This window comes from Nitrospirota bacterium, from assembly GCA_016180645.1.
Classification (GTDB): domain Bacteria; phylum JACPQY01; class JACPQY01; order JACPQY01; family JACPQY01; genus JACPAV01.
In genome coordinates this window covers 168,663-182,480 of the sequence record JACPAV010000019.1, presented here as the reverse complement: position 1 = coordinate 182,480, position 13,818 = coordinate 168,663, and the positions used below count along the sequence as shown (strand labels likewise).

Below are 13,818 nucleotides of genomic sequence, written 5' to 3'. Positions count from 1 at the left end.
ATCTGAAGATGCTCCCCTACGAATCGCTTGAGCGGTGTCTGAAGATGCCTTCCCATCCGAGCGAGATTCTGAGCGATGAATTTTGAAACGAGACCGGAATGGAAAAATGGCAAAAGTCGAGCTAAGAGGCGGCCGTCTCTTGGTGAGTAGAAGGAAGGAGAACAGGCGGTGCCTTTGTGGCGAGCCCGTTGGGACAGGGAGATGGCGTCCGCTTGGGAGTTAGGGGAGCTTACAGCCCGATGCCGAGGGAGAATCGGAGGCCGGAGCCTTCGCGCGCGCCGGCCATCTCGTACTCGGCGCCCATCCATCCCACTTCCGCGAGGAGCTTGGATGTTCGGCCGAGCGCATATCTCATTCCCAGTCGAAGTTCATAGCCGAAGCCCACGGCCGAATTGGCGCCGGAGAGATCGGGCTGGAGAACGGCCTTGTTGCTGATCTTGGCGAACTGGAGAGCGGGGCCGGCGCCCACGAATGGCCTGATCCGGGCGCGTCCGAAATCGTGGAGAATGCAGAGGCTGGCGGGGGCGAGGAGTAGGGAACCGTTGGCGGTGGTGTTGTCTTTGCGAGTGACCCGTACGGCGCTGTAAAAGCCACCCGCGGCGAGCTCGATCTTCCATGGCTCCGAGATCCCATAGCCAAGCGTGGCTTGGCCGCCGAAGGTCTGTCCAAACGCCTGGCCGGTCTTGCCAAAAGGTGTAAGCGCGGCTGCGTGAATGCCCGCGCGGAATGGCCGGAAGCTGTTGGGCAGGGTGGGCAGGTCCGCGTCCGTTGAAAAAGCGTTCTGCAGCGGCCGGTTCCGCAGTTCCGTGAGCTCCTGCGAGAGCCGGGCGATCTCCCGTTCCTGCTTCTGCACTTTGGGTGTGAGCGCGTCCTCAGGCGGGGGCGCGGGAGCGGGATCGGCGGCGGGGTGAACCGCCGTCACGGTCACAGCGGCCGGAGATTCCTGGGCGGGGCGGCTCAAAGGCCCCGATGGGAAGGCACCGGAGGCTGCCGTGAGGTCTTTGGATTCCGCAGGGCACATTTCCGCGGGCCGAAGGATCTGTGCGCCACGCTCCATGGCGGCGGGGGCCGGAAGGGTGCGCTGGGCGAATGACACCGCACGTTTTGCAACGGCGTCTCTGCCAAGGACGGCTACAACATCAAATTTGCTCTTCCATGCCAGAGTCTGAACCTGGCTACTAGGTGGAAGCCAGTTAAGAATCTTCTCCGCCTCCAGCCAACGAGAGGGGCGGTAATGGATCTCTGAAGAATTGGTCGGAGCCGCCGACATGGGCACGGCGCTCACCTCACGGAAACCCTTTCGCTGGAGCCAGACGGCGAATTCCCTGGCCGTTCCCTCCACGCCCGTGCCATTGACGATGAGGACGCGGGTGGTGTCCGGCTCGCGGTCGGCGAAGGCCCACTCCGCGGCGAGGAGCGGGCGGAACCCGCAGGGGAACGCGATCACAATCAGCGCGAAAGCGCGGGCAATCTGTTTCGAGTAATTGTAGGTAATCATGTGTTTCATGTCTATTAGCGAAACGCAAGAATTAGGCCATTCGACGGTCACGGCCATTCTGAAAGGCTAAGAGAGTCAAGCCGTTGTCGGTTCCTGCGAGGTGGCACATTCAAATGCCGAAGATCCGCGGACCGTTCCGTACAATGTAGCTCTGAATCTGTCCGTTGAGGGTTCATCGCGACGCGGCCTGCATTGGGGAGTCCCACTGTAGGGCGCCGAGGAATTCATTGAGGAGCCTTGGATCCCAAAGCCCGATACGGGCTTCGCGGGTCATCAGATCCAGGGCGTCCGCCTGCGAAAGAGGTTGCCGATAGTTTCTCGGCGCGGTGAGGGCATCGAAGACGTCCGCGATGGCCGTGACGCGCGCCGCGATGGGAATCGCGTCACCGGCGAGTCCGTCGGGGTAGCCCGATCCGTCGTAGTGCTCATGATGGTGGTAGACCACGGGTATCGCGTAGGTCACGGCGCGAAGGTGCTGGAGCAAATCGCGACCGTATTTCGGATGGCGCTTCATTTCTTCATATTCGAGCGGGGTCAGCTCGGAGGGCTTGTGGACAATGAGATCGCGGACCGCGATCTTTCCGATATCGTGGAAGAGGCATCCCTGTCGCACGGCCCGGCAATGCCGGTCCGGGAGACCGATCCGCTCGGCGAGCAGTCCCGCGTAGTGGGCGACGCGCGCGCTGTGGCGGGCGGTGTACGGGCTTCGATTGTCCACCATCTTGGCGAAGGTGATGATGATGGCCTCGGAGGGATCGAGATCCTTGGCGATACATTTCAACCGGACCAGGGATTGCGCACGCAGGAGCACTTCAAACACGGGCACGGGCTTGGTCATCATTTCCGTGAGCCCGAGTTCGAGGGCGTGGAGGTGTTCGTCCTGAACCTCTTCCTCGAACAGGGCGATGATGGGGAGCAGGCGGTTGTCCGCGGCCGTCCTCAATTCGGAAAAGATTCCCGGACACCTTCTTCTTTCCTGCTTGGAATCGATGAGCACCAGATCCGGCTGGAGACTCCGGATCCGATCGATCGCTTCCAGGAGTGAATATGAGAAATCGATGCCGTAGCCGGCCCGGTTCAGCGCGAGGGTGAGCGGAGTGTGCGCACGACCCTCATCGTGGAGGGCCAGGATTCGCCCCATGGGGACGGACTCCGGAGTCGAGCCGGGAATCGGCGGTGTGTTCTCTCCAAGATTCATGAAACCTCCTTTAAGGAAGTGTGCTCTTGTGGTCGCTCCCGCCGGGCAGCCAGGAAGCGGGCGGCATCGTGGGAGCACCGAGCAATGCGGCGAACAGCTCGGCGTGGCGGGCCTGAACCGTGTTGTCAAATTCGCTCGTGTTGACGAACGTGCGGCTGTCCACGAAACGTCGGCCCAGGGGCTGATCGCCGAAATCGGGATAGAATCCGGCTTTGGGGGCTTCGTAGTACCAGACCATCGGCGCGGAAACGATCGGCCCGTACACGGGAATGCCCGGCAAGAGCCCTTGGCCGTCCTTCAGGAAGCTGAGGGTATCCAGGTGAAGCGGTTCCCGCGGATAGTGCGATCCCAACGCGGTCATCCAGACCATTCCATTCGGATTGGCTCCAAGGATGTAGTCCGCCGAAAGACTGAGGGCATTGATGTAACTCTGTTCCTCGACGGTGGAAAGCCCGCCGAATTGAAGTCGCTGGATGGCGGGTATGACGTACTCTCCGACGGCCGTGCCCGCGCCCCAGTCCGTGCCATAGGAGGCGGGACGTCCGTTACGGTGGGCATGGAGTCCGTTGACGGCCGCCGCGGAATCATTCGCGCGCTTGGTGAGGTTCGCCAGGATCTCGGCCACGATGCTCGCCTTGGGAGCGGCCCCGCCCATGTACCCCAGGAGGTAATCGATCAGGGCCGGCTGCACCGGGATCATGTAGGAGCTGAACCATGGAAAGACGGACGCCGTGATGACGGCTGAGCTCCAGTCGCTCAACATCCACAGCGTGTCGTAGATGTTGCGGAAGGACAGTTCGCCGGTGAGGCGGTAGAGTTCGCCCGCGGCGTAGAACTTCGGACCGGCGCTTGCCCCGTGCGTGACGGCCCAACTCCACGCCGCCAGCGCGCGCGCCCGGAGCATGGCCGCCCGCTTCTCGTCATAGGGTTGAATCAGTCGCGAGGCCTGGGCGAAGAGGCCGGCGACGCGCATGGTGTGGTTGGCCTCCCGCGAATACGTCCAGTATGGGAGCGGCTCAGTGTCGGCATAGTAGATGCCCCAGGGATGCCGGTAGGACTCCACGCCTTGCCGAACGCCGCCGTCCGCCTCCTGGAGATGCTCCCACCCGGCGAGGCTCCAGAGCGCCTCGTCCAGAAGATCGGGGATGCCGTTGCCGCTCTCGGGAATCGTGAGCTGGCGATCAGGGAAAAAGTCCGGATGATTCTCGAACGCGCGCATGAGGAACAGGCCGACGATGGTGTGCGAGGGACGGATGTCGAAATCGCCGGCGTCGTGGTGCCCCCCCACCATGGCACGCTCGCCGGTTTGGGGCGTGTTCTCACGATGGAAGTCGGTCCAGTTCGCGGTGTCCGAAGTGAACACGGTCGGATGGTCGGACGGCCGGGGGCCGAACTCCGTCCACGAGGCATCGAGCTTTCGCCCCCATCGGTTGTACGTCAGCCCTCGCATGACGGTGTAGAACGACTTGAACACGGCGGTCTCGCTGACCTGCGTCGGCCATGAGACGCCCACGCCGGGGATCCGTACGCGATAACGCACGCCCTCGGCGGGGGGAACCGAGGCGAGAGAGATTTGGTGGACCTCGGTGCCGGCGTCGGAGTCGCGAGCGGCCCGCGGCTCGAGGGCGAGCGGGGTGACGCTGCCCGAGTCCGATATCATTTCGGCCGAGGCAGGGAAATTCGCGAGCGAAAGAGGCCCACCGTTGCCCATCCAGCCGGAGACGTACGCGTATCGCTCGGTGGCGCGAGGGCTGTAGCCCACCTGGTTAAGCTGGATGACGGGCGTTTCCAGGTAACGGTCGCTGAACGGCAGGACAAAATGCAGACCCATTGGGCCGCTGATTTCGAGAATGTCCGGGCTGCCGATGGCCTGTTCGAGGACCAGGAAAAGGCGGTGGTCGACGTCAACGATGTTGATGTCGCTGTCTAGCGAATAGCCTACCTTGTAGTCAGGCTGACTCACGGTTATGGAATGGCGATGGACGCGCAGGACCTTGATCGCCGAACCGTCCCGGCGCTTCACGGTCCACGGTCCGGCCTGCCAGAGGGGACCGAGATTGCCCTGGAGCTTGTCGCTCCTGTAGGCGGCCCCTGGATTGGCCACGACGATCATCAGGATGTTGGGGGCGTAGCCGTGGACCTCGCGGACGGTTGTGTCGAGCTTGGCGCGAGGGCCGCCCACGGTGCGGGCGTGGAGCACCGCTTCATCGACGCGAAAGAAATAGTCCGCGGAGGGGGCGAGCCCCGTGACGACCTGTAGGCCCTCACCCTGCGCCACGAGGACCCCCTCCGCTGCCCCGGGTTCCGGAACCAAAATCACGGAGGAGGGAGCGGGGAGATGAAGAATCACGGAATTGGATGTCGCGCGGGCCACGCCGAGTCCGTCGGGGATCGTGAGCGGCGGTTCCTCGTCCTTGGCCGGCGGTTCTTCGCCGAGGATCGCATCGTCCGCCGGTTCGGTGTCCGGGGGCTGTGGTGTCGTCGGTTCCTCGCCCTGGGCGGGCGGTGGAGGCGGCGTGGATGGCGCGGTGGACAACTGCGATGGGTCATATCCGAATGTGGGCTGGGCAAGAATCGGAGACGAATACGTGTAGGCGGATTCCGCGTCGAAATCGGGCATCGTGGGTGGGGGAGGCGGAACCTGGATGTCCGGCGCAGGCGGGGGCGGCTCCTCCATGACGATCGTCGGATCGATGACGGGCGGCTCGGCGGTGGCGGGCGTTTCCGCGGGCGAAGAGATAGTGAACCAGACCTTGGCCCGCCGCCAGATCGAGGGCGAATCGCCCGGACCGAAGAACGATTCCGAGGTATCACCGGACCACTTTCGAGTATCGGTGTTGTACGTGAGGTCCAGATTCATATCCCGATCCCCACCGGTGGGATCGAGATCCCACTGATCGTAACTGATCGGGTCCGCCTCCCAGGCCTGAATAACGATCTGGATGTCCGGTCCCTTGGGAACGGCGGGTTCGAAACGCACGTCGAGGCCGCTCAGCCGGCTGGGATCGAGTCCATCCCCGGCGTCGCCGCAGGTTACGGGAACCGGCTCGTTTTTCGTGCTCATGCACGTCCATCCGGCCGGCGTCGCCCCGGACGGTTTCGGTCGCACGCAACCGACGAAATAAACTTCGTTTGGGCACATCCCGCCGTCCGTGTCCTCGGCGTTGATGGCGGTGACACGCACGGTGAGCCTGACGAGATCGATCGGGTTTGGAGCGGATTGGGCGCGCGCGAGCGATGCGGGGAGGAGGATGAGAAGCGACAGGATCAGATACGAGATGGGGTGAATCATGATGCCTCCAGTCAGGGCCGGTTGGGATGGGACGCCTTCCGAATCGCGGCGCGTTGGCCGAGCTCGGCGGGGGATTCGAATCCCTTTTGCACGAGGATCTGACCGAGGTGATCGGAGTTCACGGCCCGCACGAGCCCTTCGCCGACGTGGAAATACCATTTCGATTCGTAGTCGCCCTGCTCGGGGTCGTGGCGCATGAGCGAGTAGACCACCACCTCCTGCTCACCGCGCGCCGTATCGATCTTTTCGCGCGAGACTTTGACCACTGGCTCGGGTGCGCCTCGGGGAGTGGACGCCTGGCCCAGGCCGCGGCGTCCTCCCGTCCATTTCGTGATGTAGGAATTCATTTCATAGGTCTCGCCTAGCTGGGCCGGAAACTTGAAAAAATAACCGTCCATGATGAGAGTGCGGCCATCCCTGATTCGGCCGAGGGCGATGAGGAGTCCCTCCTCGGTGGCCAAGATCAGATTGCCGCTTCCCCCCTGGGCCACTGAATCCTCGGCGAAAAGGATGCCGGAAACCTCTGCATTTCGGATCCAGCGGTACTGCGTGGTGGCGAAGCCCCGTGACGTGGGTTGGAGAAACTCCCAGCGGAAAGGAGGGCGGCTTCCGGAAGGTTCCAGGGTCAGAGAGACGGAGGGAAGGAGAGGATGCAGGAGAAGATTGATATTGGGGGGTGGAGTCTCATCCTCGATCTTTCGTGTGCAGCCGAAGAAGGCCACGGCGATGAAGAACGCAAGCCACAGGAGGACAAGAATCCACGCGATGGGAATTCGGCGTCGAGGGCTTGGGTTGTCCATGCCCGACAAGGGAGCAAGGCTGGGGCCAGTGGGAGAATTGGAGGAGGGATCGCCGGGATGACGCCCGGCTGGATGGGCTCCTACTCCTCGGCCAACTGCGATGTTTCGAGATTTGGGACGGTGGCGCCACATCGCCATGGGAGAAACTCCCCAGGGTGAGGGAATCGGGATTCTGAGGGCTGGACGGAGCGGTTCGCCGGCGCGGACAGAGGAGTCCGTTTCGAAAGAATGGGCCGGGCGGTTGGGGGAGCGGGTGGCCATGAATCTAGTGGGTGGACGGCGGGTTGGAATCCCGGCGGACCCGGCGACGCGTGATGGCGAGGGCGGATGTCCGCCGGGACCCGGGAAACAGCGATTCGAAAGCGGCATCGTCGAGCCGGCGGATCTCTTCGTAGAGAAAATGGTCGACGCGGGCGTGGAGGATTCTGCGGAACTCTCCGAATCGAACTCCGCGTCCGTGCTCGAAATCGTCCGCAAGGTGCTCGGGCTCGCCCGCGCATTCGTGGAACCGGCCCTTGGGACAACCCATCGCGAACCACTTGCGGGTGACCGACTCCAGTTGTCGGAAGTTCCCCGGCCAGCCGTAGCGCAAGGCCCATTCTTCGTCCTCGGGAGAGAGTCGGCCGTGTCCGCCGCCGCGAAGCGCAGCGGGCGCCTGGTGGGAGAGTTTTTCGAGCATGAATTCGAGCGCGAACCGGATGTATTCCGGGTCGGCGTGGAGATCGGGCATTTCAATGTGAAAGGTGTTGAGGCGTTGGAAAAGGTCCTCGCGGAATTTCCCCTCGGCGACGAGCGTCGGCAGGTTCTTGTTCGTGGCCCAGATCAGTTTCCCCTCATAGGCGTGTACTTCGTCCAGCTTGGCCCCGATCGGGCGGAACGTATGGTCTTGCACGAGTCGAAGCAGCTTCGCCTGCATGAACGGACTGGCATCGGCGATTTCGTCGAGGAGGACGACGGGGCAGGGCGTGTCCACTAATCCCGGCTTGTTCTGTTCCGCGCCGGTAAACGCGCCCTTCTTGTATCCGAAGAGCTCGCTCTCCACGAGCGTGTCGGGGATGCCGGGAATTTCGACGCATCCGACGCGCCCCGTGCTCAGCGGCCCGACGGGGTCGGTGAACGAGAGGTAGGATTCCTGCTCGGCGTCGGAGAGTTGCGACCACTTCGCGGCGGCCGCGATGATGCGGGCGAGATACGTCTTCCCGCTTCCCGGCCTCCCCGTTACCAACAAGCTGGGCAGAACCTCGGAGGCGCAGAAGAGGGAAATCGATTCGCGTACCGTCCCAAGAAACTTCCCCGGCAGGCACTTCGCCAGAAAACGATCCAACTCCGGGGAATCTACCGCCTGGGAGGACGAACGAATCGGCGGTGGCTGCACCGGCGGTGAGTTTTCAAGTTGACCATGTGTGTCCATGTTGACCGCAGGGCGCAACGATCGTACCAACCTGTCCACCGCCGCGGATGAATCGTATAACAACTCTATATTAGGCATCTATTAATACACGTCTGGCAAAATCCACTCGCCGATGGCAATCTCATATTTGTTCGTAGCAGCGACACTACTGTCGTTATTGACAACACAAGTCCACATATGCCACACTTCGTCCGTGGGGATGATTTGGATCGATCGGTTCGAGGTGCTGAAAGAGCTGGGTGAGGGCAGTTTCGGTCGCGTCGTTCTTGCCCATGACCGCGTTCAAAAGCGCACGGTGGCCGTCAAACAGTTTCTCGAACAGACCACGGAGCTTCTCGATCCGAGTTCAAAACGCGAGATGGAATTCCTCTCGCACCTCGATCACCCGGCGTTCGTCAAAGTTTTCGATTTGGTCACCGATCCCGCCACAGGAACGAGGTACTTGACACAGGAGTATGTGGAAGGGGAGGGCTTGTCCGAATTTCTGAAACGCGCGATGTGGGACGACCGGCTGCGGGTCTTTGTCCAGCTCCTCGCGGGACTCGAATATCTGCACAGCCGCGGTCTCATCCATCTGGACATCAAGCCCTCCAACGTGCGCATGTCCGCGGCGAACGAATCGGGCAAGGACGAGCCGGCGGCCAAAATCCTGGATTTCGGAGTGGCCGATGAAATAGGCAAGTTCGATCTGCGGGGGCGCATCGCAGGCACGTTTCCGTACATGGCGCCGGAAGTGGCCGGGCAGGAGCATGTGGATGGACGCGCCGACCTTTACTCGCTTGCGATGGTTTTCTTCGATGCGTTCAGCCTGCCGCATCGGAGGCCCGGAAAGCCGAAGCTCACCCGAGAGGGAGTGGAGGAGGCGAGGCCGGGCCGCCCGGACGCTCCCACAACGAAAGCCGATGAAACTTCCCTGGATGAACTCATCCGAGAAACGCGCGCCCGGACCTCCCCCCGGCCGGGCGATTTCCTGCCCGACGTTCCGGAAGCCTTTCGCGACATCCTGATTACGCTCCTGGATCCCAATCCCCGGCGACGTTTCTGGTCGGCCAACGAAGTCATCCGCCGGCTCAACGCGAGGCTCGGTCGGCACGATCCTCTCGAACCCGGACGGCTCCGCATCCCCGATAAGTCCACGGCCGTCTCCGCCGGTCGAACCCGCGAAATCCAGGAGTTGACGCAATGGGCACAGCAGGCCGAACAGTCGACGAACGCCCTTTCGGTGGCCCTGGTCCGTGGAAAATCGCAGAGCGGAAAATCCGCCGTTCTCGACGAGTTTCGGCGATGGGCCGAGATGAAGGATCTCTCCGTCATCGGTCTCATGCGAATGGAAGAGGGCGGGACGGAGTTGTTCGAACCCCTCCTGGCGGGGGCGAAAGATCCCGAAATCGATCTGTATGCCCCCTTCCTCAAGGCATTCCTCCCGGCCCGATTCGCCGAGGTCCCCGATCCGACGGTGCTTGACACCAGCCCGGATTTGCAGAAGGCGCGGGCCATGGCCATGTGCGGAGAAGCCTTCCGTCTCCTCGTGCGCGACCGTCCCGTGGTCGTGGTGGCGGACGATGTCGACCGGAAGCCCGAACTGGCCGAGTTGCTCGCCTCGGCCGCGGCCGCCGTTCGCGCCGAGGAGCCCGGGGGTGAATCCCATCACGCCGACATGAAGGTGCTCATCCTGCTCGGCGCGTCCGACCTTCCACCCTCGTCGATGACGCCCGATCGGACGTTGGAGCTGCGGAGCTGGTCCAAGGAAGAAGTCTCCCGCGCTGTGGGAAGCCTACTGGGAATCGAAGAGGTGCCTCATGGCTTTCTCCAGAAACTCATGGCCCAAACGGAGGGCATGCCCGGTCTCGTCGTCGAGGTCGTTCGCTTCCTGGTGGATCGCCTCCTCCGCCCCGGAGAAGACATTGCCGCGCAGATGGAGATGTTGGATTGGAGAAGGCTCGACGAGAGGCCGGACCTCTCCTCCTGGTACGCCGAAGACCTTCGAGGCTTGGAGACGGACGAGCGTACCCTGCTCGAGTGGACCTGCCTGTTTCCTCTAGAATTGGATGCTTCGGACCTGGCGGCCCTCGATGTTGCGCCGGCATCCGAAGCGGCTCGGGCGCTGCGCCGGCTGGTGGATCGGGGCTGGCTGGCCGAGGGTGCGGGTGGTTTCCAGTTTGCCAGCCGTCTTCGGCGGGACACGGTGCTCAAGGCCCTCGATTCTGAACGACGAACACAGATGCACCGCGCCCTCGGCGAGGCCTGGGATTCTCTTTCCGCTTCGCGGCGCGAAACCGGATCGGCCCTGCTCCAAGCGGAGCAGTTCTTCCTTGGAGGGGAGGCCGCGCGGGCCTTTGCTCTGGCGAGATCGGAACTCCAGATGATGCTGCGGCTGAATCAACCGGCGCCCGTGGCGGATTTTCTCACGACCCATCGGGATCGCGCGTTGGAGTTGGCCTCCCCTGCCGCCCGCGCCTACGATCTCCTGCTCGCTCAATCCCTCCTCGCGACGGCCGATTTCACCGGCGCCATCGAAGCGTATCGGGTGCTCCTCACCGGCGCATCGGGACCGGATGAGCAGGCGGAACTGGTGGTCCATCTCTCCCGCGCGCTCCGATTCGGCGGGAAGCTGGAGGAGGCGGCTCGAACCATCCGCGAATTCAAGGAGCGCTCGCCCGAAGGCGAAAGGATGCTCCCGCGGCTCGATTCGCTCTACGCCGATGTTGTCCTGGAGCAGGCCCGCTACGGTGAGGCGGCGGCGATCAGCCGCGCCTATTTGGAGGGGAAACGGCTCTGCGACCCTGACGAATTGATGGCGTTCCGACACGTCCTGGCAAAAGTTCACTTCTATCAGAAGGAAACGGACCGGGCGATCGAGCTGTTCAAGCAAAACTGCGCGGAAGGGCGGCGTTCAGGACGCATGGCGCGATACGCTCTCTCCCTGAATGCGCTCGGTGCGGCCTACCTGGCGAAAGACGCCACGCCGGAGGCCATCGAATCGCTCCATTCGTGCGCCACGCTCAGTCAGGAGATCGGAGACCTGCGTGGCACGGCCCTCGCGAACCTCAATCTGGGCGTGTCCTACCAGAAAAGCGGGAACGCCCCGGCCTCCGAAACCCACTACGAAAAAGCATTGGTGGTCTTCCGCCAGATCGGCGCTGAAGCGGATCGCGCGAGGGCCCTGTTCAATCTCGGCCTTCTCCGCATGTCGTCGGGCAATCTGGAGGGCGCGGAGGAAAGCTTTTCGGAAGCCTTGAAGCTGTCGTCCCTCCACGGGATGACGCATCTCCAGGCCCGGGTGCGCCTCGAGAGGGCGGTGTGTTTCCTCACGCGGGGGCGTCTCCAGGAAGCGAAGGATGAGAGCGAGGGCTCGCAGGCGCTCTTCGAAGGATTGGGGATGGAGCCCAACGTGCTTGAAGCCAAACTGGTGAATTTGGAGATCCGTCTGAGGGTCGGTGAAGTCGGAGGGGTGGAAACGGCGCTCGGCGAATACGAGGAGGCCGTGATGCGCCAGGGGAGTCGGGAATTGGAGGTCCGGTTTCACTCGCTCCGGTCGCAGGTCCTCACCCACCGCAAGGAGGGACAAATCCCGGCGCTGCCCCCATTTCAGAAAGGGGGGGATGGGAGGATGGCGGCTGCTTCCAATCAGGATGAGCCCACCCTCGCCGCCTCCGGAGTGGATGCACCCCGAAAGGGCATTTCAGCCGGTCCGGCTCCGACCCTTGGCCCACCGCGGCGCCGTCGCACGGATGCCGAAACGCTCTCGCTCCTCGATCTCCTGCGGAAGATCAACTCCCCCATCGACTTCCAGGAAACGCTGGTGGAGATTGTCGATTCTCTTGTTGCCTTCAACAAGGCGGAGCGTGGCTTCCTCCTTCTTCTGGAGGAGGGACAGCTCAAAGTACGTGTGGCTCGATCGCGGGAACGCCGGGAAATCCGGGATCCGGAGGAAAGTTTCAGCTTGTCGGTGGCTCAAGAAACTCTCGCCCAGGGTCAACCCCTCTTTGTGATCGACGCAACGGCGGACCCCCGCTTCAACCGGTCCGCCAGCGTCACGCAACTGGGCATCCGGTCGGTCCTGGGCATCCCGCTTTTCCTGATGAAGGGGAAGCCCATCGGGGCGTTGTACCTCGATACCCAGCTCGATCAGGGCCATTTCATGGAGGAGGATGGTCCCCTCCTTTCCGGCCTCAGCGAGCTGACTGCGCTTGCGATCTACAAGGCCCAACTCATCGCGCAGAACATTCGAGACCAGCGTGAGCTGAGGAAAACCGTTCGCGAATTGAACGAGTCGAAGGGCCGGATCGAGGAGTTGGCCGCGGATCTCGAGGAGGCCAACGGGAAATTGCGGGAAAAAGTCACCCAGCAGGAAAAGGAGTTGGACGGCGCCCGCGAGCGCCTGAGTGTGCTCATTCAGGATGAGCAGCCGAAGTACCGGTACGATCGAATCGTCGGAACGAGTCCGGCCATCCGCCGTGTCTTGAGTCTCCTCGACCGGGCGGTCGACAGCCGTGTGCCGGTTCTCATCGAGGGCGAGAGCGGCACGGGCAAGGAGCTGCTCGCGCGGGCGATCCACTTCAACTCCGCGCGCAAGGACAAGCCGTTTGTGCCGCTGAACTGCGCGGCTGTGCCGTATGATCTTTTCGAGTCTGAATTGTTCGGTCACGTCAAAGGAGCGTTCACGGGAGCCGATCGCAACAAGCCCGGCCTATTCGAGGTGGCACACGGGGGCACGCTCTTTCTGGATGAAATCGGGGAGATGCCCCTGGGCCTTCAAGTGAAGCTGCTCCGGGCGCTGGAGGAACGGGCCGTCCGGCCCGTGGGAGGGACGGGCGAAATCCAACTGGATGTCCGAATCGTCGCCGCCACGAACAAGGACCTCCGGGAATTGATCGAGCGCGGGCAGTTCCGGGAGGATTTGTACTACCGATTGTGTGTTTTCCATGTGCCGGTCCCGCCGCTCCGGGAACGCGGAGGGGACATCCCGCTTCTGGTCGATGCCTTTCTAAAGGAAATCGCCCGGGAGGAGGGTGGGGCGCCGAAATCGATCGCGGGCGATGCGCTTGCGCTTCTCTCGGCTTACCGCTGGCCGGGAAACGTGCGCGAACTGGAGAATACATTGCGGAATGCCTATGTCGTGTGCGCCACCGCCCGGTTGGAGGTTCAGGATTTCCGTCACAAGCTGGATCTCGTGGGAGGAAGCCCCGTGAAGAAGGGATCGGGCGCCTATAAATTGAAGGACGTTCTGGAGGAGGTGCAGGTGCGGTCGATCCGAGACGCTCTCCTGCGGACGGGAGGGAACATCTCCCTGGCGGCAGTGGACTTGGGCGTGAACCGCTCGCTTCTGTCCGGATGGGTCAAGAAGTGGAGGCTCAAGGGGGGCGGCGCCAGGAGGGCAAAGCCGTCCCGCGAATGGCCGGATGCCACCGAGCGGGGCGGCGCCAGGAAGGCAAAGCCGTCCCGCGAATGGCCGGATGCCACCGAGCGGGGCGGCGCCAGGAAGGCAAAGCCGTCCCGCGAATGGCCGGATGCCACCGAGCGGGGCGTCGGCAAGCACCGGCCCCGGGGCGATCAATCCTCGGAAGCTTGACAAAAGCGGTGATTCCTGTAAAAGGGGGATATAATTTATGTGGAGGA

Annotated in this window: 6 protein-coding genes; 1 reads left to right on the top strand and 5 read right to left on the bottom strand. The window is 62.9% G+C overall.

All coding sequences use genetic code 11. The features are described 5' to 3' along the window. Positions 1-229: 229 nt before the first annotated feature. The 5 genes from HYT87_12590 to HYT87_12570 all read right to left on the bottom strand — a co-directional run bounded on the left by HYT87_12590 (position 230) and on the right by HYT87_12570 (position 8,199). Positions 230-1,507, bottom strand: coding sequence for a LytR C-terminal domain-containing protein (locus HYT87_12590; GenBank protein ID MBI2060599.1), 1,278 nt, complete (start codon positions 1,505-1,507; stop codon positions 230-232). A 163-nt stretch (positions 1,508-1,670) separates the two neighbouring features. Continuing rightward, on the bottom strand, positions 1,671-2,696 hold the full coding sequence (locus tag HYT87_12585) for an HD domain-containing protein (GenBank protein MBI2060598.1): 1,026 nt from the start codon (positions 2,694-2,696) through the stop codon (positions 1,671-1,673). A 10-nt stretch (positions 2,697-2,706) separates the two neighbouring features. Further along, complete coding sequence (locus HYT87_12580) at positions 2,707-5,988, bottom strand: glycoside hydrolase family 9 protein (GenBank protein ID MBI2060597.1); 3,282 nt, start codon at positions 5,986-5,988, stop codon at positions 2,707-2,709. 11 nt (positions 5,989-5,999) lie between these two features. Then, positions 6,000-6,788: a hypothetical protein gene (locus HYT87_12575; protein ID MBI2060596.1), complete on the bottom strand. Its 789-nt coding sequence runs from the start codon at positions 6,786-6,788 to the stop codon at positions 6,000-6,002. Positions 6,789-7,053: 265 nt separating this feature from the next. Beyond that, positions 7,054-8,199 carry a sigma-54-dependent Fis family transcriptional regulator gene (locus HYT87_12570; GenBank protein ID MBI2060595.1) on the bottom strand — a complete coding sequence of 382 codons (1,146 nt, stop codon included), beginning with the start codon at positions 8,197-8,199 and terminating at the stop codon, positions 7,054-7,056. 199 nt (positions 8,200-8,398) lie between these two features. On the opposite strand from HYT87_12570, the gene HYT87_12565 reads away from it, so the two are divergent. After that, positions 8,399-13,771 carry a sigma 54-interacting transcriptional regulator gene (locus tag HYT87_12565; protein ID MBI2060594.1) on the top strand — a complete coding sequence of 1,791 codons (5,373 nt, stop codon included), beginning with the start codon at positions 8,399-8,401 and terminating at the stop codon, positions 13,769-13,771. Positions 13,772-13,818 lie beyond the last annotated feature (47 nt).

Bases quoted from the DNA above. Each gene is read 5' to 3' on its own strand.
- HYT87_12590 (MBI2060599.1), bottom strand. From the start codon at position 1,507: ATGAAACACATGATTACCTACAATTACTCGAAACAGATTGCCCGCGCT.
- HYT87_12585 (MBI2060598.1), bottom strand. From the start codon at position 2,696: ATGAATCTTGGAGAGAACACACCGCCGATTCCCGGCTCGACTCCGGAG.
- HYT87_12580 (MBI2060597.1), bottom strand. From the start codon at position 5,988: ATGATTCACCCCATCTCGTATCTGATCCTGTCGCTTCTCATCCTCCTC.
- HYT87_12575 (MBI2060596.1), bottom strand. From the start codon at position 6,788: ATGGACAACCCAAGCCCTCGACGCCGAATTCCCATCGCGTGGATTCTT.
- HYT87_12570 (MBI2060595.1), bottom strand. From the start codon at position 8,199: ATGGACACACATGGTCAACTTGAAAACTCACCGCCGGTGCAGCCACCG.
- HYT87_12565 (MBI2060594.1), top strand. From the start codon at position 8,399: ATGATTTGGATCGATCGGTTCGAGGTGCTGAAAGAGCTGGGTGAGGGC.